The sequence below is a fragment of the Sedimentibacter sp. genome (assembly GCF_032080165.1).
In the GTDB taxonomy this organism is placed as follows: domain Bacteria; phylum Bacillota; class Clostridia; order Tissierellales; family Sedimentibacteraceae; genus Sedimentibacter.
On sequence record NZ_DAMASY010000010.1, the window covers coordinates 115813 to 139254 of the forward strand.

Here is a 23442-nt window from a genome sequence, read left to right on the forward strand (position 1 = left end):
AACTTTTTCAACAGCCTATCATCTTGATGACTTTGTCATCAATCTGAGGGAGGAATAATAATCCTCCCTTTTTTCTTATGAAAATGAGTTTGTTGGCTTAGAAATACTGCTGAGTGCCTGTTCTGCATTGTCCTGTAACTTTGGCTCAACAGATATATCGCCTAATGATACCATTCCTACCAAGCTGTCATTGTCTACAACAGGTAATCTTCGTATTTGTTTTTGTCCCATAATTCTTGCTGCATCATGTACATCCATATCCGGGCTTCCGGTAACAAGATTTTGAGTCATTACTTCATTAACTGTTTGATGGGTTGATTGACCTCTTGCAACGCTTCTTATTGCAATATCTCTATCTGTAACAATACCAACAACACTGTTATTTTTACAAACCGGTATAGAGCCAACGTTGTGCTGCTTCATTAATTGAGCAGCTTTTTCAATAGAATCATTTGAATCAACTTTAGCAATATTAACTGACATTATATCTTTTAATTTCAAATTAATCACCTCCAAATTTATGTTTCCCACAGCGGTTTATTTTATTATGGAAAGCAGTTATTAATTAAAAAAAGACCATTTATATTAAACGGTCTATGATTCGGTGGTTAAAGCTGAGATTCCGCCGTATCCTTGCTGTCTGTATACGCTGACTATTAAATTTCCTCATGAATCATACTGACAATCTTTTAATCATATAGACGGCAGGTATTATTTATCAAATTTAAAGTATTCCAAGTTTCACGGTTTAATATGCCTGTAACAGGAAGACTACTCAGTTGCTGAAACTGTTTAACGGCTTCTTTTGTTTTTTTATCATAAATTCCGGTTATAGGAGCTTCTACATAGTTAGAATATTTATTTTTAAAGTTATTTAATACAATTTGTAATATATATATACAATTATTTTGGTCTCCTAACTTGAATTCCGTAACATTGTTTGGAAAGCAAGATACGGTACTTGGAACATTGATACAATGAGAACATTTTTTATGCTCACTGAGAATTTTATTCCATGTTTCTAAATCAACTACACCTGTTACAGGCAATGAATAAAATTCCTGAAACTCTATAACTGCATTTCGGGTTCTGTCATCATATCTTCCTGTAGGATATACTAAGGGAATTTCAGGATGCACTTGTGCTATATCATTTAAGTAGTGCTGAATTTCTAAAACAGGATTTGCAGCCGCTAATTTATTTTTCATATTTACCTCCTGACTTATTTTTTGTCTGTATAACATCTATATATCCTTTTTCTGTTTCCAATTTTTTCATTAAATTTCTCACATGATATGGCTTAGGATACATATTTATCAACCTCCAATATTATTGCCCGGGAATTGACCTTCACCTCGAGCATTTCCGAATCTTAATCGGCGATATATCAAAACAATTCTATCCCAAGTATATCGGTCAACAACTCCCGTCACATCAATGCCAAAATACTGTTGGAAAGCTCTCACTGCTGCTTCGGTTAATGGTCCATAAATGCCATCCGGTTCTGCCGGAGGCAATCCTTCTAAAACAGAAGCAATATAAGATAAGTATTGTTGAATTAAATATACCCCAGGTCCTTCGGAACCTAAACTGTAAACCGTTCCGGGCCACAATAAGCTTGGAAGAGCTATAGCTGAAGGAGGTAATGTTTCCAATATTCCTATAACGTTGTTGTACATTGTGTTCCAGGTTGATTCATCTACAATCCCGGTTACGGGTAAGTTGAATGTTTTTTGGAATTCCATAATCGCATTTCTTGTGTTGATATCCAACGTACCATTTATATCAACTGATGGTATGGTGTTGTAAAAAGCAGATAAAACATTAAGAAAATATTGTACTATCTGGACTCGCGGTACTACTCCTTCTATAGGGGTCGGAGTAAATTCGGGTATTTCTCCTATTCCTATTCCACCGGAAGTTAATTCGGCCAAGCTTGTAACAGCTGCATAAATTCTTCTGATTCGATACCAGGTTGCTTTATCAACTACACCGGTAACAGGAAGGTTAAAAATACTTTGAAAGGTACTTACTGCAGCTTCTGTCGGTTCATCAAAAGTTCCGGTCGGATTGGGGATTCTTGGCAAAGCAGGATAGTTGGTTGCAATAGTATTTAATGAAATTTGCAAGAATAATACATAAGGATTATTGTCTCCCAAACTTAAGGGTCCCGGAAAAGTTTCTATTAAATCTGATAAAGGAGTGTCAGTCATTATATTTATATCATCTCCATAATAATATTGAAGAATATCATAAGGTGTTAAATTTTGTTCTGCTAAGCTAACAGTTCCCCATTGTAACATACCTGGACATTGAACTATTCGCCCATCACAAAATTGCGCAAATAATGGTTCTAATTGCCCTTGTCTGGCAATGTAACTGTCAAATATTTGGTCAACTATTTCAGAAATACTATCAAAAATACCTCTGTTGTTTACAAAGGCCTGATCATATTGAGTCGTATTTGTAATATCAAAATTATAACCCTGTGATCTGTACCACTCAGTGAAAACTCTATTTAAAGCAATCGATATAATTGCGTAAATATTGGCTCTTAATGCATTTTCGGGCCAAGTAGGATACAGCTCGCTTGATGCGACATTTTTAATGTAATCTATAAAAGGTACAGTAACATTTTCTGCCTCCTGATCAGGCGGTCCTAAATGAACTGTTATGGCGCTCGGTATTACTACTTCTGTAAGTCCAGGAACTTGTATACTCATTATTAAACACCTCCTAATTAGAAAAATCTATTGGGCTTGGAGGTATAACAATAGTTCGTTCAGGCGCTTCACCACTTGGTACTCCTGCAGCAACCGGTATTAAATCAATATTGAATCTTGTGGTTGTATGCGGAAAAACTCGTATATCCAACATGTTTTGTGTATAATAGTTAAATGCCTGTACTCTTAAGTTATAGGTGCTAAAATAAAATTCAGCGCTTTCCAAAGGATCACCGGGGGTATAAACAACAGGTAAAATTATATCAGGAATACGTCCGTTTCGGTCTGTTACATAATGAGCCAATACATGCTCATCTCCGCTTTCATCCAGATGATATACTGTTACTACCGCATCTTGAACAGGCAATGCGCGTGAAGCAGTATAAACTCCTACGGATATGGTTCCTGTTTCTGTTTCTTCAGGAAGTTGTGTGTTTAATGTTCTGAATGGGAAAGTATCTAAGTTTGATTCATGTAAAAAAAATAAATTTCTTTTTCGCAACTTAATAGTCACACCCTTCTACTTAAATTAATTGCAACGTCTTGTATTATAATAATATTTATTATATGCAGATAGTATGAATATGTTTAGCGCAAAAAAACAGGTTGCTGAAAATGCCCGCCTGCTTCGTTGTCTTGCAGGGCGAACCTTTTAGCAACCTAAATAGAGGTTTATAATCCTCTGTATCCTTTTATCTTCTTTCCTAAATAAACTGTTAAAACAGCTTTTATTGTATCTCCGGGAATAAACATAAACATTCCCATATTTAAAACTTGCATAATACTTAAATTTTTATCAAGCATAATATTTAAAATATAATACATGTAGGGAAGACCTATGAGATATAAAACGGCTGTGCCTATAAATACCGCAAGAATTAAATTATTAGTATTATTTGATTTTGCTTCTGTAATTTTTCCGATTAAGTAAGCAACTACAATATATCCTATTAAAAATCCGAAGCTTGGTTTAAATACTGCTTGTAATCCACCGGTAAAATTGGAGAAGATAGGAAGACCGGCCAAACCTAACAATAAATATGCAATTTGTGAATACATTGCTTTTCTGGAACCTAAAATAATTCCTGATAACAATACAAAGAATGATTGTAATGTTATTGGCACCGGTCCCACCGGTATGCTTATAAAGGCTCCTATTGCCGTCAATGCAGTAAACATACCTATTTGTGTAATATCCTTCGTACTTAATTTCATAGTTGTCATAAACTTCTCCTTACAGTAATTTCTCCTGAGTTTAATATTTCTTTATTGCCATCATCATGGAAAACTATGAGGGCACCATTTGAATCAATATTCTGTGCATAACCTTCAAGCCATTGATTATTTTTACAATATCTTACTCTTTCGCCTAAAATCATGGAACGTTCTTTATATACTTCAAGAAATTCCCTGTTTGGAATATCATTTAAGATGGATAAAATGTTGTTGATTATTTCTGCACTTAATTGATTTCTGATAAATTTATTTTCATTCATTTTAAATATGGAACCGGCAGTATATTCTATATCTTCAGGAAATGAATCCGTTTTTACGTTAAGTCCTATACCTACTACTACACTGTTGATAGTTCCGCTTTCCATATCTGTAACAGCTTCCGTTAAGATTCCGCATATTTTTTTATTATTTAAATAAATGTCATTAACCCACTTAATTTGTGTGACTATACCTGTTATATTTTCTATGGCAAGTGAAACTGCAACTGCAGCAGCAGTAGTTATGAGAACGGAATCGGCCATGTTAAGCTTTGGCTTTAATATAATGCTCATATAAATGCCTGATTTGGACGGAGAATAAAAACCCCTTCCCATACGTCCCTTACCGGATAGTTGTTCCTCAGAAAGTATAACAGTGCCATGTGCCGCATTATTCATTATCATCAATTTAGCTTCCGTATTTGTAGAATTTATAGATTTATATACTTTAATGGGTATTTCTTTGTATTGATCTTTTAAATAAAGACGAATGCCCTCTGATGATAATAAATCAGAAGAAACAGCTAATGAATAGCCTTTATTGGATACCCCTTCAATAAAGAAACCATCTTCCTTCAATAAATTTATTGCCTTCCATACAGCAGTCCTTGAAACACCCAGTTTTTCTGCCAATTCCTGACCTGAAATGCTTTTACCTTTATTTTGTTCCAGCATATGTAAGACGTCATTTTTAACGGACATATTAACACCTCGATTTTTAGAAAAAATTATTATTCTTTATGTAGCTACGACTGAATCTTATATAATTATAAATATAAGCAGCAACATTGTCAACTAAAAATTTATTATGGTTTACAATGCTGGTGATACTGAAAAATATGGAACAAAATTTAAATTTATCAGTCTAATAAAGTAATAAATTAATATTATTATAATATAGGAGGTTAATATGAATATAAAAAGAGTATTAGTTATAGGATTATGTTGTGCAGCTATTTCAACAGGCACAGTATTCGGCTTATCACATACCTTAAATATAAATTCGGATATAAAAATACATCTTAATAATGATTGGATAAAATTAAATGATGAACCGTTTATTGAAAATGACCGCATCATGATACCTTTAGAATTTACAGAAAAATTAAATGCAAGGTTTGAAACGGATTTAAGTACGGGTTATATTAAAATATACAAAGAAGATATTATAATAGAAATGAAAATAGGTAAAAATACAGCTAAGATAATTAATAATAATGGCGGTACATTGACGGAACTTGAAGTTGATTTGGAAATACCGCCTAAGAATATTGGTTCTGTATGCTTCGTGCCGCTGCGATTTGTTGCAGAAAATTTAGATTTTTATGTACAGTGGGATAACTGGCAGCGGGCGGTTGCAGTTAAAGAGGAAGGTGATGTTATGACGGTTGAAAGACCTATAGAATTTGAAATTGTTGACCGGGAAACTATATTAAACAATGAGCTTTTATTGAATCTGTATAATGGAAATTACATGTCAAAGGGATTATATTCTCTTATGGACGATGAATGGATTTATGTACTTATATCTGCAGGTGAAAAACCAACAGGCGGGTACGGTTTATCGGTAGACAGCATCACTGAAGTAACTCCCGGAACTGCATACATTAATGCAACATTGAATTCACCGGATAAAGATAGCATTGTAACGCAGGCACTGACTTTTCCAAACAAAATGCTAAGATTTGATAAAAATAACATTGTGGACATTCAATGGGATTTATCGGGAAATGAGTTGAGTGATGAGGCTGAAAGAAATGAAGTAACAAGTTTAGTTCAAAATTTCGGAGAGCAATTAAAAATGGTTTCATTATTAGCACCGGAAGATATAATAAAAGAAAGTATGGAAAAACATTATGGTGAATATGTTACATCCAAGCTGATAGAAGATTGGCTTAATGATCCTATGAAAGCACCGGGAAGATTTCTTTCCAGTCCTTGGCCGGAAAGAATAGATATTTTAACAGTTGAAAAATTATCCGAAGAAGAATATGAAGTTACAGGTAATATAATTGAGCTTACAAGTGTTGAACTTAAAGAAGGCGGCATAGCATCTAAAAGATCCATAACATTGAACGTTAAAAAATACGATGGAAAATGGTTAATTGACGCATTCAATTTCGGGGAATCCGATTGATATGTCTGAGCCGGCATAGGATATCCTGTGCTGGCTTTTTATTTGTGTTCTCATATGTCTCCTTATGAAAGTGATAGTCCCATTTCGTATGCAGCTCTCAGATGTTTTTCAGCAATATGCCTCTTTCCCATCCGGAACTGATGGTATCCGTACCACCTAAATTTACAGCCTATCAGGGATTTGACGTTCTGTTCCATGCTACTGAAAGCTATATTTCTGCCTTTGCCAGCAAGATGAGCGACATTTATGTCTTGACCTCCATTGGAAATGTAGGGAAGAAAGCCGTTGATTTTGAAGAGTTTACATCAATATTTTTCATGTTTACGAGTTAGGCATCTGGCTGTACAATGCATTTATGAATGGGAATTTTGGTTTCAGGTAAAATCGCAGGCAAGAGTATTACAGAATAGATAAACTCCAAGGTCAAAGAAAAGGCATCATTGCGATGCCTTTTCTTTGTTGTATGAGCAGTATGGATATAAAATAAACAAAATAAAAGTGGAGTTTTTAATGAACCGACCTCCCCAACCCAAATGTTAGATTTTTGGTCTAACTTTTTGGGGTCACATCATAATATGGCTGTTTTTATATTTTAAAACTGAAGTTTACTATATAACATGTGAATTTTGTTAATTGTGAAAAAATTGATAAAATGCTATAATTCAGAAAATGTTGAAGTGATTAATCATATGCAACAGTATAAAAAAATATTAATATATGGTAGAAAGGAAAAAAATAATAAAAATGAATAAGAACTATATCGTTATTATTTTGGTTTTATGTGCAATAGGGCTTATTGCATGCTCTCCGCAGGTTGAAACTTCTATATCTCAAACGGAAGAAACTTACACAGCCAAAGTTAACGGTTTTTCAGGAGATGTTGAGGTTAGTTTAACTATTAAAGATGGTAAATTGACATCAGTAAATGCAATAGGAGAAAAAGAAACACCTGACCTTGGCGGCAAAGCATTGGAAATTTTACCAGCAAATATGCTCGCTGAAAATTCTATTGATGTTGATGTAATGTCTGGAGCTACAATTACATCGAATGCTGTACTCGAAGCTGCAAGATTAGCTTTAAGTGAAGCAAATATCACACTAAAAAAGGTAGAATCTGTTAAAGAAGTGTTTGATTTTACTCCTGGAACATATACCGGAGAAGCATATGGAAAATGGGATAAAGATAGTAAGGAAGGCTTCAGATTTGGTTCCCCAAATCCAATCACACCAATGTTAGCAACTGTTACAGTCGAAAAAGATAAAATTGTATCAATTGATATAGCCAATATTTCTGAAACACCTGGGTTTTATGAACCAGTCTTGGAGGTAATGGTTCCTGATATAATTAAATATCAAACTTTAGGAGTTGATACAGTCAGTGGTTGTACTATGACGAGCAAAGGAGTTATACAGGCAGTTGAACAAGCTCTTGTTAAGGCAGGTGCTGATCCGTATAAGTTATATGCCAAAGCAGAGGTAAGCAATGAAACTGAAGAGTATAAAACTGATGTTGTAGTAATCGGCGGAGGTGGAAGCGGCTCTGTTGCAGCTTTGGCAGCCTATGAGGCAGGTGCTGAAGTTATAGTTTTGGAGAAAACAGGAAAAGCAGGAGGTATGAGTGTTTTAACCACAGGCTTCATAGCCCCTGAAAGTAAAGCACTAAAAGATAATGGATCAACGGTAACATCAAAAGAATTATTTGATGAATATACAAACTATAATTATGGTACAGCCAACAATCTTCTGGTTAAAACAATTTTAGATAAAGCAGGAAGCACAGCTGATTGGCTAATTGAACATGGTTATAAAGTTAAACACAGCTCAAATGGAGTTACGCTTGATACAGGAAAAGGTCAGGAAAAAATAGATAACTTATATAAAAATTATATTACTAAAACGGATTCTAATAAACTGTTATTGCAGACCAGAGCTGATAAACTTATATTTGATGAGAACAATAAAATAATTGGTGTACATGCAATAAAAAAAGACGGTACAGAAGTAAATGTATATGCGGATGCTGTAATCATAGCTACAGGCGGATTCGGCGGCAGCAAAGAAATGCTTAAAAAATATACAGGATCCGACAGGTATTGGCTGTCCGGACTTGAAGCATCAAGCGGAGACGGAATCAATCTGGCACTTTCCGCAGGAGCGGATTTATCGTCAGAACTGTTTCCTCATATAACAGAATTTGCTGCTAATGCAGATGTGGACTTTAATGACTACTATTTTAAATATTTGAACTATGCAGGTTTATTACAGTTAGATTCATCAGGACATCGGTTTATGAATGAAGAGTGGTGTATAACTCAGCCATTAGCAAAAGGAGCTTCATCAATCCGAACTGTTGGTTCATTCTGGGTTGTATTTGATCAAAATACTTATGATATAATTAAAGAACAAGGGTTATCGGGCTTATTTACCACAGAAGAAACTGAATTTTTAAAAACTGAACATAATTGGCGATCACGTGCCCTTGATCCTTTTGGGGATTTGATGGAAATAGAAATGAATCGTGCTAAAGAGGCTGGAGCAGCATATAGCGCTGACACATTAGAGGATTTAGGAAAGAAAGCAGGATTTACAATAGATGAATATCTGGAAGAAATGAAAAGGTATCAAGAGTTTATTGAAAAAGGAATTGATGAGGATTTTAATAAAAATCCAATGTTTTTAATCCCCATTTATAAAGGTCCATTCTATGCTGTGAGAATGGAGCCAGCTATCTTTGGAACACTTGGCGGCATACGTGTTGATGAAAAAATGCGTGTATTAAATGAAGATTTAAAACCAATAGAAGGTTTATATGCAGCCGGACAGGATGCAGGAGGCATGTATGGATATCCATATTATGAAACACCTGGCACAACACAAGGATATGCGTATAATTCTGGTAGAATCGCAGGAGAGCATGCAGCTGAATTCATTAAATAATCAATAGTAAGTATAAAAGAAAGTTCTATTGTAAGAACTTTCTTTTACTTGTATAATGATATAGAGGTGATTTTATGAGCGTTATTATATCAGAAGATAAATATGAAGCAATCGTTTCTTATGCAAGAAGCAATATGCTAAATCTTATAGCAACCGGTTCTCCTTCATCTTCAGTTCTTCGCGGACAAGAAAGGACCGGTATCCATATTACGGGTAATCCTGTTCATTTTCGCTTATTTGCCACTGGATTTGATGAAGAATATTTATATTCTATAGGTAAAGATAAAAAAGACAATGTGTGTATTTTTAATAATATTTGTAATGATCTAATAGCCCTCCAAAATAATTCGAATTATATTTTTGAGCCATTTTATCATAATGGGACCAAACAACCAATTATCTTAATAAATTTACCTGATAATGAAACGGAAGAAGTCAGAAAAAATTTGCTTTATGATATTCATGAAATTGTTGAACAAGCTTATAAATGTAATTTACAAGATTTATATAAAGAAAATATAGTTTCATCTGTCACTGCTGACTTTCATGATTTTGGTATAAAGGTTAGAAGAGATTTTGACTTAGCTGTTAAATTCATTAATGACTATCGCTTTTTTCTTAAACAGCATAAAAATACAGTTTACAAGGGACTACACAGGATAACGTCCTGACGGAGAAAACGTCCGTCAGATTTTCCATGTAATGTTCATCTTGTCGCTGGTGGCTTCCACGGTAGTAACCAGCAAATCCAACACCCGCCGCTTATCGTCAAAGCTGACGGTTTCCCATGCGTCCAAGTAGCCGGAAATCTGCCGTACCTGTTCCGGGGATATGGTGTCCACCGTCAGTTCCGCAATCTCTTTGACAAGGGCTTGCTTGCGGCTGTCCAATTCCGCAATTTTCACATTCACATAGGAGAGCAGAACGTTGTTCGCCCTGGTCAGGCTGTCCACCAGCTTTTCAATTTCGCTGTACACACGGGCAAGCTCCACCTGCAAAGCGGTGATTTTCGGGTTGCCCTTTTCCGCCTTTTTCCGGCCTGTCAGCGTATTGTAGCCTGCCAGCTTTTTCACCATCTGTTGATAGACAAGGGCTTCCAGTTCGGCGTAAATACGAACTGAAAGGCGGTACATGCAGGGAATACACAGACAAGGGTTTCAGCGGCAAAAATACAGACCGGCCGAAATTTCAGGAACTTATCCGGGGACATTAAAAAGGGCTTGATTGCAAAGGTTATTGTCTACAAGCTCGACCGTATCAGCCGTTCCATTCTGGACTTTTCGGGCATGATGGAGCTTTTCCAGCAGTACAATGTTAAGAACGGTACAATTGCGGATATCGAAACGAGGGATTATGTGGAAGACCCAGGGCAAGAAAAAAAGAAATGACGGGACTGGATTTATGTGGTAAAATCACCATAACAAAAAATTTTCAAGTAGTCTTAGATCAAGGATAATTTATATTAGGTGGTGTACTCATGGATTTTATTCAATTGGCTAAATCAAGAAAAAGTGTACGTTTTTTTAAAAAAGATGATATTTCTAATAATCTTATAATGAAATTGATAGAAGCGGCACAAGCGGCACCAAGTGCAGGCAATTGTCAGCCTTGGCACTTTTATATTGTAAAAAATAAAGACCTTATTCGAAGAATAAGGAAAGAAGCCTGTAAACAAGATTTTATAGAAAATGCACCTGTACTACTTATTGTATGTGCAGATATTGCAAGGTCTGAAAGTAGATATAAAGGCAGAGGCAAAGGACTTTATTACATACAGGACACGGCAGCAGCAATTCAAAATATTTTGTTATGCGCTCATAATTTAGGGATTGGTGCTTGCTGGTGCGGACATTTTGACGAAAAACTACTAACTAATATTATGAATTTACAGGATGGGTTCAGACCTATGGCTGTTATACCAATGGGATATCCTAAAAAAGATAGCCCTAATACAGAGCGTAGGAATATTGAGGAGATTTTTACATTTGTTGACTAGGCGGTTAGTATTATCATAATGCGAAGTCGAAAAATTCCATAAAAAACAATCCCGTAAAAAGAGATAAAGTGGGTTGTTCTTATTGCAGAATTACCTTCAAATTATGTCACTACGCCCCCAGCTTCCTTCAAAGAATAGAGAAATAGGCGGGAGACGTTGTCAATGGGAAAGTGGAATAGCGGACAGAGTGCAGCGGCGGAGCATATGCCGCGAAAAACATAAGCCGAAGCCCACACTAAACCGCAAGGTTCCCATGTCTTTTCACATGGGAACCTCTGCCACATGGCGAGAGGGGAGAGTTCCAGAGGGGGGAACGCCTTTGGATACCTTGCGGGACTTAAGGCCAATAATCCACGAGCGCCACTTGCCACAGTGAACGAAAGCATTAATTTCATGGTAACTTGTCCCAATGTGGGGATGATTGACGAGGGGTTCATATACGCCCTGTCCACTGCTGAAATCGGACTGTCCTTTGCGGCTTTCCCCGCCGCAAATTCCTGCCCGCTTTCCTGCCGCTTCAAACGCCCTTGCCCTCCCCTGCGGCAACGGCATTTTTGCGGCAACGCTGACAGAGCGTATAACACACTACACTTTGCTTTGCAAAGTCGTGTGCCAAAAAGGGGCCTTGCCCCCTTTGGATTCCCCCACAACAAAACGGCGATATGCTTCCCTCTCGGTAGCATATCGCCGTTTGTTGTCAGCAGCCCGTTTCGGTTTGCGTGTAGTTCCTTGTAAACTGACCTAAGTTATAGATGAAACTATAAGATCAGTTCCGCTTAAAAATATTGAAGAAGCATCTATTGTTATGCAGGTTTCAATATTTAAGGAAATAATAAATAACTCCAAAACAGAATTAATTGAGAACACACTGCATCATCTTTTTACTGATATGATAAAACCATCCATGTCTATACAATTATGCTTGTTTGCTATGAAATTGCTAAATGAGACAATAAAACATTATCAGTCAATATACAGTAATAACCTTAGTGAATTAAGAATGGAGAATTATTCATCTATAGAAGAACTTGAGCAGGAATATATTAAGATATTTGTAACGATATATAACGAAATAGAACATATGAAAAATAGTTTGGATAAGGAAATTGGCGAGACAATACAATACATAAAGAAACATTATAAGGAGCAGCTAAATCTCACAGACATAGCTAAATATATTGGATTTAATAAAAATTATCTGTGTACAAAATTCAAGAGAGAGATGGGAATAACTATTCATCAATATCTTATTGAAGTTCGTATGGAACATGCAAGAAAACTGCTGATACATAATAACGAATCTATTGATTCTGTAGCGTATAAATCTGGATTTGAAAATGCACTATATTTTAGAAGTATATTTAAAAAATACAATGGTTTGACACCAACAGCATATCGTGAATATTATAAGACAACTATTAATAAATCCTAAGGAGCTATATTTTCTTATGTTTATTCCTTATTTTAAGATATATAATAAGGAATAAACATATAGGAAGGGCTTATAAATAAAACAAATATTAATGCTGGATTAAAATGCAATATGGCATTTGAAATGCAAATTAACGATCATACTGCATAATAACAGGAGCATCCGGAACTAAATCTCTTGATTTTCCTGCTTTTAATATATAGGAATCAGCGGGATGATTCAGCGCTTCTAAAAGCATTTTTGATGTCCTTATCACGCCATCAAGATTTATACCTGTTTCAACGCCCATTTCATCAAGCATATGAAGCACATCTTCTGTTGACACATTTCCTGCAGCTCCGGGAATGAATGGACAGCCTCCCAGTCCTGCAAAGGAAGTATCAAACCATGTGATTCCGGCCTGCATTCCGGCTAAAATATTGGCGATGCCAAGGCCTCTGGTGTTGTGAAAATGAAGAATCCATTTAACATCTGGAAATTCATTCTTCATTTCAGTGCATATATTATAAACTTGATTCGGTACAGCCATGCCTGATGCATCAGAAAGTGATATCTCGGTAATGCCTGCGTCAATATATGTTCTTGCTATTTTTTTTACATCGTCCATGGGTATGATATGTTCCCATGGTGAACCGAATGGCATGGAAATTGAACCGGATATGTCTATACCTTCATACGCGGCAACAATAACTGTTTCTTTGAAACCTGCTACAGATTCCTCTGGAGTTTTATTGAGGTTCGCAAGATTATGAGCCCTGCTGGCTGATACATTAAGCTTGACCTTTCGGCATCCGCAGGACGCTGCCCTTTCAACACCTTTCATATTGGCGATAAGAGCTCTGTATTCAACGCCTTCCTTTTTATTAATTCTTTTAAAGACTTCATCTGTGCCGACCATTTGTGGAACTGATTTCGGATGCATGAAAGAACCGACTTCAATTACTTTAAATCCTGATTCGGTTATTGAATCGATAAGAGATACTATTTCTTCAACGCTGAGTATGGACGTTTCATTTTGCAGCCCGTCTCTTGGTCCGACTTCGCAAAGAACTACTTTTTTAGGTATATTCATTATTGCCTCCTTAAATCAGATATTAATCCATTTTTACTATATGATATATTCAAAACAAAACAAAGTCCAATACAATTATTGTATAGGACTTATAGAAATATTCTATATATTATGTTAATCGTATAAGACATTATTTATTGAGGGAATAGTTGTCCATTATAAAATTAAAAACAGCATTCAAGGTCGAATCCATTTTTTTATCTTTATTCCAACACATGTATATGGGTCTGTTCAGAGATTCGTCACTTATCTTAATTTCAGAAATGTTTTCGTTTTTTGCCAGCTTCTCCGGAATTATGGATACTCCGAAATTCAGCGATACGAAGGAAATTACGGCATTACATTCTTCTGCTTCAAATACCACATTAGGCTTTATGTTCAAATTTTCAAACATATCATCACACATTTGTCTCAGAGCACTATTTTTGTTTAACAATACGAATGGAACTCCGTTCAATTCTGATATACTGATATTTTTTTTGCTAGAAAAAGGATGATTTTTCGATGCAATCAATACGAGTTTCTGTCTGAAAATTTGTACATATGATAAGCCTTTGTCTGGCTTTGCTATTATAAGCAAGTCAAGTTTTCCATTTTTCAGGTCTGTTATTAAGCAGTCACTTAAGTTTTGTACAAAATTAAATTTTATCTTTCTATTAGAGGGTTCCTTATAAAATTCATTTATCATTTGTGGTATAAAATTTGAACTTATGCTGTAGATAAAACCGAGGTTTACTTTTACAGTCTCAGGGTCCACAAGAGCTTTAAGAGACCTTTTGCCTTCATACAGCAAATCAAGAGACTTTTCTGCATATGAAAGGAAATGTTCTCCATAATGGCTAAGTTTTATTTTTTTTCCTTCTTTTTGAAAAAGTGGTACACCAAGTTCTTTTTCCAGCTGTGATATGGAATAACTTAAACTGGGCTGCGATATTAACAATATTTCAGAAGCCTTGGTATAATGCTGAACTCTGGCAAGTACTCGAAAATATTCTAACTGCTGAAGTGTCATGTGAACCTCCTTAAATTAATTATTGAAGAATAAATTATATATATTTTATCACAAATTCAATAGAATGTCTCTATGGTTTTTATTTAATTTAAGTATTAGACATATAATATCAACACATGTATACTTTTAGTAAGCTAATCATTGAAATTAACGTATTAATTATTTTAAAGGAGATATAGTAATGGCTAAAGAAATTACTCAAGAGCAAATTCAAGAACTTGATGATTTGTTTGTAAGAGCAAGAAAGGCAGCTGACATTATTGCCACCTATGACCAGGAGAAAGTTGACAGGCTGTGTCGAGCTGTAGCATGGGCGGTTGCCAATAAGAAGACATTTTTGAGACTTGTTGATATGGGTATTGAAGAAAGCGGACTTGGAGATTCTGTTTCGAGACAAGGAAAACGATTTAAAATAAGAGGGGTCTTAAGAGATGCACTTAGAGCTAAAAGTGTAGGAATTGTAGAAGATATACCTGAAAAAGGAATAGTAAAAATTGCAAAGCCAGTTGGAATTATAGGATCATTAGTGCCTACTACAAACCCCGATCTTACACCGGCAGGACAGGCAATTTACGGAATAAAGGCAAGAGATGTAATTATTTTCTCACCTCACCCGCGCTCTAAGAATACGACTTTCGAGACTGTGAGGCTTATGAGAGAGGCATTGGAAAAAGAGGGAGTACCTGCTGATATATTACAGTGTATTACAAACCCAAGTGTTGATATGACTCAGGAATTAATGTCAAGATCAGATCTGGTTATCGCAACAGGCGGTCGCCCGATGGTTAAAGCGGCATACAGTTCAGGGACACCAGCATACGGTTCGGGAGCGGGAAATGCAACAATGATTTTTGATGAAACAACAAATGTCGAGGAAGCTGCACGCAATACAATGCTAAGCAAGACCTCAGATTACGGTTCAGGATGTTCGGCTGACGGAAATCTTATAATAAATGACCAAATATATGATGAAATGATAGAACAGCTTCAGAAAGAAGGAGGTTACCTTGCAAGCGAAGATGAAAGAGAAAAACTGAGAAAAGTAATGTGGGACGATGAATTTCACAGGTTATCTGAAACGGTTGCAATAGCTCCTCAGCAACTTGCACAGGCAGCAGGCTTCTCTATTCCTGAAGACAGAAAATTTATAATGGTAATTGGAGACGGTATTGGCTCTGAATATTTTTTCTGTAGGGAAAAGCTTACAACATTGCTGTCTATATTCAAATATGAAGGTGAGTTTGAAAATGCTCTCAGTGCTATGAGAGGAATTTATGAAATAGGTGGAAAGGGTCATTCCTGCGGTATTTATTCATTTAATGACGACCATATAATGAAACTCGGTCTTGTTGCTCCCGTAAGCAGAATTATGGTAAGGCAACCACAGTCAAAAGCTAATGCAGGTGCTTTCAACAACGGTATGCCTATGACTTCTTCAATGGGATGCGGTACATGGGGAGGGAATATTGTATCTGAAAATATTGCACTAAAGCATTACATGAATACAACATGGATATCAGTACCTATCACAGAGGACAGGCCTTCGGATGAAGAACTATTCGGAGATTTTTACGACCCGGAGATGGAAAAATAATTTGTAGACGGTCTTGTATAGCCTAATTCTAAATAGATTAAGAAACTTTTTACGAGACCGTGTTTTATATTTATGAAAAATCAAATTAATTGATAGGGAGGAAAAAGTTTATGAAAACAGAATTTTCACTGGCACATTTGACAGTATTAGGTTGTGCACCGCCGGAAATGACATATGTAGCAGCAATGGTCGGATATGATTACATTAGTATAAGACCTATATATATGGGGCTAAAGAATGAACCAAATTATGATCTTGCAAATAACAAACAGATGCTTAAGCAAACAAAAAATGCTTTGAAGCTTACAGGTATAAAAGTTCATGACATCGAGCTGGCAAGAGTAGTTGATGGAGTGGATGTATCACAATATGAGCCTGCCTTTGAGGTTTCTGCCGAGATTGGAGCAAAATCAGTTCTCAGCAGCATATGGACGCCTGACAAGGAGTTTTATATGGCGCAATTTGCAAAGCTTGCAGATTTAGCCAAAAAATATGGGCTTAATGTTGACTTGGAATTTGTTACATGGGCAAACGTTAGCGACCTAAAATCAACAGTAGAGGTATTAAAAACTGTCAACAGGGATAATACGGGTATAATGATTGATACTCTCCATTTTCACCGCTCAAGGGTAAATTTGGAGGAACTTGATGACATCCCTAAAGAATGGTTCCACTTTGCGCATATATGTGACGGACCTGCTGAAATTCCAACTGACAAGGAGAGTTTGGTACACACAGGCAGGGATGCAAGACTTTATGTTGGTGAAGGAGCCATAGATATTGCCTCAATATTACAAAGATGTCCTCATATGGTTTATTCCATTGAGTTGCCTAATATTGAGAGAGTTAAGGAATTTGGTTATGCAGAGCATGCACGACGATGCCTCCAGACGGCAAAAAATTATTTAGAGCTTTGTTCTTTGACTAGTTGTGCTTCATAATATTTGGGAGGTAGGTAGTGAAAAAGTTATTATCATATCAAATAGTAGATTATCTTGAGAGAAGAAAAGTAAAATATGTATTCGGACTATGCGGACATACAGTCATAGCCATGCTTGATGCGCTCAGTAAAAGTAAAATAATAAAATATATTTCGTTTAGACATGAGCAGATAGCTGCAACGGCTGCAGATGGATATGCCAGAGTTTCTAAAAAGGCGGCGGTTGTAATGACACACTTGGGTCCTGGTCTTACGAATGCTGTTACAGGTGTTGCCAATGCGGCGTTAGACTCAATTCCTTTAGTGGTTATAGCAGGAGATGTTCCAAGCTACTATTACGGAAAACATCCTCATCAGGAAATAAATATGCACTGCGACGGTTCGCAGTACGATATATACAAGCCATTTGTAAAAAGGGCATGGAGACTGGATACACCGGAGCTTATGCCGGAAATATTGGATAAGGCATTCAGACTTGCGGAATCGGGAAGACCGGGTCCTGTGCTTATATCTGTTCCAATGGATATGTTTTCTAAAGAAGTTGATGAAAGCTGTTTTGAAAGAACATACAAGGATTCTCATATTACAGTTAAGCCTGCGCTTTCGAGGGAAATAGCAAAGGAAATAGCAAGAATGCTTATAGAAGCAAAAAATCCTTTGATACATATAGGAGGACAGATAGTGTATCACGATGCATCAGAAGAATTGACAGAATTGGTTGATTTTTTAGATGTCCCGGTTACAAGAACTCTTATGGGTCAGGGAGGGATTTCGGATACTCATCCTCTCTTGGTAGGGATGACTGGATTTTGGGGTACCAAATTTGTTAATGGTAAATCAACAGGTGCAGATTGTATACTGGCTATAGGAACGAGAATGACAGAAGCCGATAGTAGCTCATGGTATGATGGAGTGACATTTAGCAGCAAGACTAAATTTATTCAGATAGATATGGATGCTTCTGAAATAGGAAGAAACTATCCTGTTGAAATTGGTGCTGTTGCTGATCCGAAGCAAGCATTGAAGGAAATTCTTGAAGCTTCGAAAGAGCTTATGCCGGAAGGTATTGATAGACCGGAGCTAAGAGCCGAAATACTAAAATATAAATTAGAATTTAAAGAATCAAACAGGGATATTTCCATTGATGGAAGGTTTCCTATGACACCTCAGAGAATTTTGAAAGACGTAAGAGAAGTATTTCCCGATGACGGACTGATTTTTACAGATGTCGGTTGGAATAAAAACGGAGTCGGACAGCAATTTGAAATTACAAAACCAGATACCATATTTCATCCCGGCGGTTTGGCAACAATGGGGTTCGGATCTGCTGCCATACTTGGAGCTAAGCTTGCCGCACTGGATAAGAAAGTTATTACCCTAATAGGAGATGGAGGATTCGGAACTAACCCATCGGTTCTGGCTGCCGCCGTGGAGCAGAACATACCGGTAGTATGGGTGGTAATGAACAATTATGCTTTCGGCACAATTGCAGGACTTGAGGGAGGAGCTTATAACCATTGTTTTGGTACTGTGTTTTATACTCCGGACGGCAATAAATACAATCCGGAATGGTCCGAAGTTGCGAAGGCATACGGCGTAAAATCAAAGAAAATTACTTCTGCAGATGAATTTAAGGAGGCTTTCAGAGAAGCGGTTGAGTCTGATGAGCCGTACCTGTTGGATGTGCCTATGGAAAATATACCTGTGCCTACAGACGGATTATGGAATATAAATGATATTTATAATCCTAAAGAAAACGTTATAAAAGGAAGATTGATATTTGGTGAAGCATTAAAGTCTTATCATAAGCCTTTGATTTAAATTCGGAAATACACAATATAATAAAAAAGGAGTTAGGAAATGGCCAATAGAATACAGGGAACAACCACATTAGTGGGATTACTTGGATATCCGCTGAAACACAGCAGATCTCCGCATATGCATAATACAGCATTCGAGGCGCTTGGTCTGGATCATGTGTACATGGCTTTTGAGGTGAAGGAAGGTTATATAAAAGAAGGTTTGGATGCCATCAGGATCCTAAATACAGAAGGGTGCAACGTGACAATGCCCCATAAAAAAAAGGTTTTGGAATATCTTGATGAGATTTCTGATGATGCTAAAATAATCGGCTCTGTTAATACGGTAAAAAATAATAACGGAAAACTTACAGGATACAATACTGATGGCAGAGGATTTATTAAGGCACTTGAAGAAAACCATGTTGAATATAAGAATAAAAAAATAGTTCTTGCGGGTGCCGGAGGAGCAGCCAGAGCAGTTGCTACGCAGTTAGCATATGAAGGAGCAAGTGAGCTTGTTCTATTTAACAGAACTTTAAGTACAGCCGAAGAAATTATTGAAAATATAAATAAAAATATCCCTGAGTGCAAAGGAAGAGCATTGGAGCTTAAAGAGGAAGAATTGAAAAAAGAAATACAGGATGCTTCTATACTTGTAAACTGTACATCACTTGGAATGAAAGTAACAGTAGATCAAGCTATAGTTTCATCATCCGATGCATTTCACAAAGATTTGTTTGTTGCAGATATAGTCTATGATCCTCCGAAGACTAAACTTTTGGAAATGGCAGATGAAGCAGGATGCAGATACATGAACGGTCTGATGATGATGATATGGCAGGGAGCTATTGCATTCAAAATATGGACTGGAAAGGATATGCCTGTGGATTTGATAAAGAAGGAAATATTCGGAAATTAAATATGTCGTACCGATAGTACTTCATAGTTTATGACATTATTGGTAAATTTGATTAAGAAAATATAAGGAGGTATCATATGTCCTTTATCAAATGGTTGGATGATCATATTGAAGAATATGCTCTCGGAATTTTACTTATATTCATGACAATCGTAATGAGCATACAGGTAATAGCAAGATATGTATTCAGCTATTCCTTGACATGGTCAGAGGAGATGACACGCTATATGTTCATATGGTCGGGATTTCTTAGCATAGGCTTTGGTTACAAAAAAGGAATAGCGATAAAGATTGAGCAGATTGTAAACATGTTGCCCAAACAAATAAAGAAGTTTGTCAATATAATTGAAAAACTGACAGCATTAGTGTTCTTTGTCTATATGGTTCCTTTCGCATACAAGTTTTTGCAAGCCTCCATAGAGAGCGGACAAGTTAGTCCCGCTATGAGATTGCCCATGTACTTTATACAGATAGCGCCGTTGGTAGGGTTTACATTGACAGCCATTAGAGTTGCGGAAGGGCTTGTTAATGAATTTATTGCAAAATCAAACTAATACCGAAAGGAGAAATTATGTCATCAGGAACAATATTTGTTTTATTTTTCGTGTTATTAGCACTTGCAATTCCAATATCTACAACTCTTGGTATTGTATCCATAGTGCCTTCGCTTTATAACAGCTCATTTCCGGCAAATGCTCAGTATATAATAAGGGCAATGTTTGCAGGAATGGATAGCTTTCCTCTGTTAGCAATTCCAATGTTTGTTTTGTCAGGAATATTGATGGCAAGAGGGGGTGTTTCGAAAAAATTATTCAATATTTTTTCATATTTTATAGGAGATAAGACAGCAGGTATGCCCTGTGCAGTTATTATTACATGTTTATTTTACGGTGCAATATCTGGTTCAGCACCGGCGACGGTTGCGGCAGTAGGAAGTATGACTATTCCTATACTTATAAATTTAGGATATGACAAAGCGTTCACTACAGCTTTGGTAGCAGTTGCAGGAGGGCTGGGAGTCATAATACCTCCGAGTATTCCATTCATACTATATGGCATGAGTACGGGCACATCGGTAGGAGAATTATTTATTGCGGGAGTAATCCCAGGATTGCTTATAGGTTTTTTATTAATGATATATGCATACTATTATTGCAAAAAAAACGGGGAGGATAAAGAAAAGATAAATGCCAGCGTAAAGGAATTGAGAGACAAAGGTTTTTTGACAGTTTTAATGGATAGCTCATGGGCTTTGTTAACACCGGTAATTATACTTGGTAGCATTTACAGCGGGATTGCTTCGCCGACAGAAGCCGCAGTTTTATCAGTAATATATGCACTGTTTATAAGCTTGTTTGTATATAAGACTCTTAAAATTAAAGAGTTGTGGAACATTTTTATAGAGGCAGTAAGAACGTTTACACCGCTTTTGTTCATAATTTCTGCGGCAATCGCCTTTTCAAGGGTACTTACATTGCTTCAGGTTCCGCAGACTGTTGCTTCAGTAATTACATCTACGTTTTCTGAAAAGGTTGCAATTTTGCTTGTAATAAATGCATTCCTGCTCTTCGTGGGTATGGTTATGGATACAACACCAGCTATATTGATACTGTCACCGATGTTCATGCCTATTATTCAGACAATAGATGTTAATCCGATACATTTTGGAGTTATCATGGTAGTAAACCTTGCAATAGGATTTGTTACGCCTCCTGTAGGAGTGAACCTGTTTGTGGCAAGCTCTCTTACAGGTGTTCCGGTGCTAAGCATATCAAAAAAGGCAATACCTCTTACAATAATGTTCTTAATTGCTTTATTGTGCATTACATTTATTCCGGAAATAAGTATGATACTTGTTTCATAAAAAAATTCATTTAAAATCAATAGGCTGTCTTAAATTCAAATTTTTGATTCGAAAGAATCATTAAATAAAAAATGAAAGGTAGGAAGTGTAATATGAAGAACTTTAAAAAATTAGTCAGTATTTTAATAATTATGTCTATGATTTTTTCATTAACAGCATGTGGTGGACAAGGATCAGAACAAGCAACGGATACTCCTGCAAACAACAATAAGACCTCTGATATAGGAGAATATTCATGGTCATTAGGAACAGACAGTCCTGAAGACACGGTGACTCATAAATACGCGGTTAAATTTGCAGAAGAAGTTAATTCTTTAAGCGGCGGTAAAATGAATATTCAAGTTTACTCCAATGGTGTACTTGGTGGAGACAGAGAAATGCTTGAGAGTATTAAAGGAGGAAATATACAATTTGTAGTTCAGACAACTGCACCCCAGGTTAATTTCATGCCGAAACTTGCAGTGTTTGATATTCCTAACGCATATGCAACTATAGAAGAAGTAAGGAAAGCTGTTGACAATGAATCATTCATTAAAACAATCAACAGTGTTTACGAAGATGCAGGATATCATTTGATGGCGTATGCAGACCAGGGGTTTAGGGTTATGTCAACAAATAAAAAGATTGAATCAATTGATGACTTTAAGGGACAAAAAATAAGAACGATGGAAAATTCCAATCATATAGCATATTGGAAAGCACTTGGGGCAAATCCAACACCTATGGCATTCGCTGAGGTATATATAGGATTGCAACAAGGAGCAATAGATGCTCAGGAAAATCCATACGAAGTAGTTGTTTCGGCAAAGTTCTATGAACAGCAGAAGTATGTTGTAAAGACAAACCATATACCACATCTTCTTTCATTAATTACGAGTAGCGATTTATTTAAAGGATTGAGTGATGCTGAGAAAGCAATACTTAATGAAGCCGCAGTAAATGCCAAAGCATATGCGCGCCAGCAAGCAGATTCACGTGTTTCCGACAGAGTAAGCATAATCGAATCAAATGGAGCTGAAATTGTGGAAATTAACGGGGAAACATTTAAAGCTATGCAGGACGCCGTACAACCTGTATATGCAAGTATAAAAGAACAGGTTAGCGAAGATTTGGTAAATGCATATTTGGGAAAATAAAAAAGTGTAATATTAATTTTCAACATAAAATCGGGCTACCGTAAAGAACAATTAAAACCATGCGGTATGCCCTTTTATTTTAATATAATATTTAGCATGCAATATAACAGTTATCCGAATCCCTTGCCATGTTCCCGCCTTTCTATACAGACTGCGGAAAAAATATTACTATAGGAAAAAATGTATGGATTGGCTCTAATGCAACCGTTTTTGCCGGAGTAACCATTGGGGACGGAGCTATCGTCGCGGCCGGTGCAGTAGTAACAAAGGATGTTCCGGCTAAATTCATAAAAAGTGTTGATAATATGCACGTCGGAAAAGAATAGCCTATGATAAAATCAATCCTCCAATAAAGATTGTTTACAATTTATCTTATTGGAGGATT

20 protein-coding genes and 4 pseudogenes are annotated in these 23442 nt (G+C 36.4%); 15 read left to right on the top strand and 9 right to left on the bottom strand.

Going from position 1 to position 23442, the window contains the following annotated elements:
* Positions 1–75: 75 nt before the first annotated feature.
* The 6 genes from RT412_RS13520 to RT412_RS13545 all read right to left on the bottom strand — a co-directional run bounded on the left by RT412_RS13520 (position 76) and on the right by RT412_RS13545 (position 4918).
* The gene (locus RT412_RS13520; RefSeq protein WP_313343899.1) at positions 76–501 is read right to left on the bottom strand and encodes a CBS domain-containing protein; all 426 of its coding nucleotides are present in this window, start codon (positions 499–501) and stop codon (positions 76–78) included.
* 188 nt (positions 502–689) lie between these two features.
* Positions 690–1208, bottom strand: a complete 519-nt coding sequence (locus RT412_RS13525) for a peptidoglycan-binding protein (protein ID WP_313343896.1) — start codon at positions 1206–1208, stop codon at positions 690–692.
* A gap of 108 nt (positions 1209–1316) precedes the next feature.
* The gene (locus RT412_RS13530; protein WP_313343893.1) at positions 1317–2723 is read right to left on the bottom strand and encodes a peptidoglycan-binding protein; all 1407 of its coding nucleotides are present in this window, start codon (positions 2721–2723) and stop codon (positions 1317–1319) included.
* Positions 2724–2736: 13 nt separating this feature from the next.
* A complete protein-coding gene (locus RT412_RS13535) occupies positions 2737–3225 on the bottom strand; it encodes a hypothetical protein (RefSeq protein WP_313370051.1) in 489 nt (162 codons plus the stop codon).
* Positions 3226–3395: 170 nt separating this feature from the next.
* Positions 3396–3947: a biotin transporter BioY gene (locus RT412_RS13540; RefSeq protein WP_313343889.1), complete on the bottom strand. Its 552-nt coding sequence runs from the start codon at positions 3945–3947 to the stop codon at positions 3396–3398.
* Entirely contained in the window at positions 3944–4918 is a 975-nt protein-coding gene (locus RT412_RS13545; RefSeq protein WP_313343886.1) for a biotin--[acetyl-CoA-carboxylase] ligase, read from the bottom strand. The genes RT412_RS13540 and RT412_RS13545 overlap by 4 nt, the downstream gene beginning before the upstream one ends.
* A 208-nt stretch (positions 4919–5126) precedes the next feature.
* Between RT412_RS13545 and RT412_RS13550 the strand changes: the two genes are divergently transcribed.
* The 4 genes and pseudogenes from RT412_RS13550 (at position 5127) to RT412_RS13565 (ending at position 9961) form a co-directional block, all read left to right on the top strand.
* Positions 5127–6353, top strand: a complete 1227-nt coding sequence (locus tag RT412_RS13550; protein ID WP_313343883.1) for a stalk domain-containing protein — start codon at positions 5127–5129, stop codon at positions 6351–6353.
* 101 nt (positions 6354–6454) lie between these two features.
* Positions 6455–6640: pseudogene (locus RT412_RS13555) on the top strand (iron-containing alcohol dehydrogenase); the annotation flags it as partial.
* Positions 6641–7097: 457 nt separating this feature from the next.
* On the top strand, positions 7098–9290 hold the full coding sequence (locus RT412_RS13560) for an FAD-dependent oxidoreductase (RefSeq protein WP_313343880.1): 2193 nt from the start codon (positions 7098–7100) through the stop codon (positions 9288–9290).
* 74 nt (positions 9291–9364) lie between these two features.
* Positions 9365–9961 (top strand): hypothetical protein, encoded by a 597-nt coding sequence (locus RT412_RS13565; protein ID WP_313343877.1) that lies wholly within the window; start codon positions 9365–9367, stop codon positions 9959–9961.
* A 15-nt stretch (positions 9962–9976) separates the two neighbouring features.
* On the opposite strand, the pseudogene RT412_RS13570 reads toward RT412_RS13565, so the two are convergent.
* Positions 9977–10402: pseudogene (locus tag RT412_RS13570) on the bottom strand (recombinase family protein); the annotation flags it as partial.
* Here RT412_RS13570 and RT412_RS13575 point away from each other — a divergent pair.
* From RT412_RS13575 to RT412_RS13585, 3 genes and pseudogenes are all read left to right on the top strand, one after another.
* Positions 10399–10609: pseudogene (locus tag RT412_RS13575) on the top strand (recombinase family protein); the annotation flags it as partial. The pseudogenes RT412_RS13570 and RT412_RS13575 overlap by 4 nt on opposite strands.
* Before the next feature lie 158 nt (positions 10610–10767).
* On the top strand, positions 10768–11286 hold the full coding sequence (locus RT412_RS13580) for a nitroreductase family protein (RefSeq protein WP_313343874.1): 519 nt from the start codon (positions 10768–10770) through the stop codon (positions 11284–11286).
* A gap of 805 nt (positions 11287–12091) precedes the next feature.
* Positions 12092–12718 (top strand): AraC family transcriptional regulator, encoded by a 627-nt coding sequence (locus RT412_RS13585; protein WP_313343871.1) that lies wholly within the window; start codon positions 12092–12094, stop codon positions 12716–12718.
* Positions 12719–12848: 130 nt separating this feature from the next.
* Here RT412_RS13585 and RT412_RS13590 read toward each other — a convergent pair whose 3' ends face one another.
* Positions 12849–13790 carry a hydroxymethylglutaryl-CoA lyase gene (locus tag RT412_RS13590; protein WP_313343869.1) on the bottom strand — a complete coding sequence of 314 codons (942 nt, stop codon included), beginning with the start codon at positions 13788–13790 and terminating at the stop codon, positions 12849–12851.
* Positions 13791–13920: 130 nt separating this feature from the next.
* Positions 13921–14802, bottom strand: a complete 882-nt coding sequence (locus RT412_RS13595) for a LysR family transcriptional regulator (RefSeq protein ID WP_313343867.1) — start codon at positions 14800–14802, stop codon at positions 13921–13923.
* Between the two features lie 181 nt (positions 14803–14983).
* Here RT412_RS13595 and RT412_RS13600 point away from each other — a divergent pair, with 181 nt between their 5' ends.
* The 8 genes and pseudogenes from RT412_RS13600 to RT412_RS13635 form a co-directional block, all read left to right on the top strand.
* A complete protein-coding gene (locus RT412_RS13600) occupies positions 14984–16396 on the top strand; it encodes an aldehyde dehydrogenase family protein (protein WP_313343865.1) in 1413 nt (470 codons plus the stop codon).
* A gap of 110 nt (positions 16397–16506) precedes the next feature.
* Positions 16507–17337, top strand: a complete 831-nt coding sequence (locus tag RT412_RS13605) for a TIM barrel protein (protein ID WP_313343863.1) — start codon at positions 16507–16509, stop codon at positions 17335–17337.
* Positions 17338–17354: 17 nt separating this feature from the next.
* The gene (locus tag RT412_RS13610) at positions 17355–19157 is read left to right on the top strand and encodes a thiamine pyrophosphate-binding protein (RefSeq protein WP_313343860.1); all 1803 of its coding nucleotides are present in this window, start codon (positions 17355–17357) and stop codon (positions 19155–19157) included.
* A gap of 39 nt (positions 19158–19196) precedes the next feature.
* Entirely contained in the window at positions 19197–20057 is an 861-nt protein-coding gene (locus RT412_RS13615; RefSeq protein WP_313343858.1) for a shikimate dehydrogenase, read from the top strand.
* A gap of 77 nt (positions 20058–20134) precedes the next feature.
* Complete coding sequence (locus RT412_RS13620) at positions 20135–20611, top strand: TRAP transporter small permease (protein ID WP_313343855.1); 477 nt, start codon at positions 20135–20137, stop codon at positions 20609–20611.
* A 17-nt stretch (positions 20612–20628) separates the two neighbouring features.
* A complete protein-coding gene (locus RT412_RS13625) occupies positions 20629–21921 on the top strand; it encodes a TRAP transporter large permease (RefSeq protein ID WP_313343852.1) in 1293 nt (430 codons plus the stop codon).
* 92 nt (positions 21922–22013) lie between these two features.
* Positions 22014–23057 carry a TRAP transporter substrate-binding protein gene (locus tag RT412_RS13630; RefSeq protein WP_313343849.1) on the top strand — a complete coding sequence of 348 codons (1044 nt, stop codon included), beginning with the start codon at positions 22014–22016 and terminating at the stop codon, positions 23055–23057.
* 170 nt (positions 23058–23227) lie between these two features.
* A pseudogene (locus tag RT412_RS13635) lies at positions 23228–23383 on the top strand (DapH/DapD/GlmU-related protein); the annotation flags it as partial.
* Between the last annotated feature and the right edge of the window lie 59 nt (positions 23384–23442).

What these genes read in the sequence shown, in the direction of transcription:
- RT412_RS13525 (WP_313343896.1), bottom strand. Translation starts at nt 1,208, where the DNA reads ATGAAAAATAAATTAGCGGCTGCAAATCCTGTTTTAGAAATTCAGCAC.
- RT412_RS13530 (WP_313343893.1), bottom strand. Translation starts at nt 2,723, where the DNA reads ATGAGTATACAAGTTCCTGGACTTACAGAAGTAGTAATACCGAGCGCC.
- RT412_RS13540 (WP_313343889.1), bottom strand. Translation starts at nt 3,947, where the DNA reads ATGACAACTATGAAATTAAGTACGAAGGATATTACACAAATAGGTATG.
- RT412_RS13545 (WP_313343886.1), bottom strand. Translation starts at nt 4,918, where the DNA reads ATGTCCGTTAAAAATGACGTCTTACATATGCTGGAACAAAATAAAGGT.
- RT412_RS13550 (WP_313343883.1), top strand. Translation starts at nt 5,127, where the DNA reads ATGAATATAAAAAGAGTATTAGTTATAGGATTATGTTGTGCAGCTATT.
- RT412_RS13560 (WP_313343880.1), top strand. Translation starts at nt 7,098, where the DNA reads ATGAATAAGAACTATATCGTTATTATTTTGGTTTTATGTGCAATAGGG.
- RT412_RS13565 (WP_313343877.1), top strand. Translation starts at nt 9,365, where the DNA reads ATGAGCGTTATTATATCAGAAGATAAATATGAAGCAATCGTTTCTTAT.
- RT412_RS13580 (WP_313343874.1), top strand. Translation starts at nt 10,768, where the DNA reads ATGGATTTTATTCAATTGGCTAAATCAAGAAAAAGTGTACGTTTTTTT.
- RT412_RS13585 (WP_313343871.1), top strand. Translation starts at nt 12,092, where the DNA reads ATGCAGGTTTCAATATTTAAGGAAATAATAAATAACTCCAAAACAGAA.
- RT412_RS13590 (WP_313343869.1), bottom strand. Translation starts at nt 13,790, where the DNA reads ATGAATATACCTAAAAAAGTAGTTCTTTGCGAAGTCGGACCAAGAGAC.
- RT412_RS13595 (WP_313343867.1), bottom strand. Translation starts at nt 14,802, where the DNA reads ATGACACTTCAGCAGTTAGAATATTTTCGAGTACTTGCCAGAGTTCAG.
- RT412_RS13600 (WP_313343865.1), top strand. Translation starts at nt 14,984, where the DNA reads ATGGCTAAAGAAATTACTCAAGAGCAAATTCAAGAACTTGATGATTTG.
- RT412_RS13605 (WP_313343863.1), top strand. Translation starts at nt 16,507, where the DNA reads ATGAAAACAGAATTTTCACTGGCACATTTGACAGTATTAGGTTGTGCA.
- RT412_RS13615 (WP_313343858.1), top strand. Translation starts at nt 19,197, where the DNA reads ATGGCCAATAGAATACAGGGAACAACCACATTAGTGGGATTACTTGGA.
- RT412_RS13620 (WP_313343855.1), top strand. Translation starts at nt 20,135, where the DNA reads ATGTCCTTTATCAAATGGTTGGATGATCATATTGAAGAATATGCTCTC.
- RT412_RS13625 (WP_313343852.1), top strand. Translation starts at nt 20,629, where the DNA reads ATGTCATCAGGAACAATATTTGTTTTATTTTTCGTGTTATTAGCACTT.
- RT412_RS13630 (WP_313343849.1), top strand. Translation starts at nt 22,014, where the DNA reads ATGAAGAACTTTAAAAAATTAGTCAGTATTTTAATAATTATGTCTATG.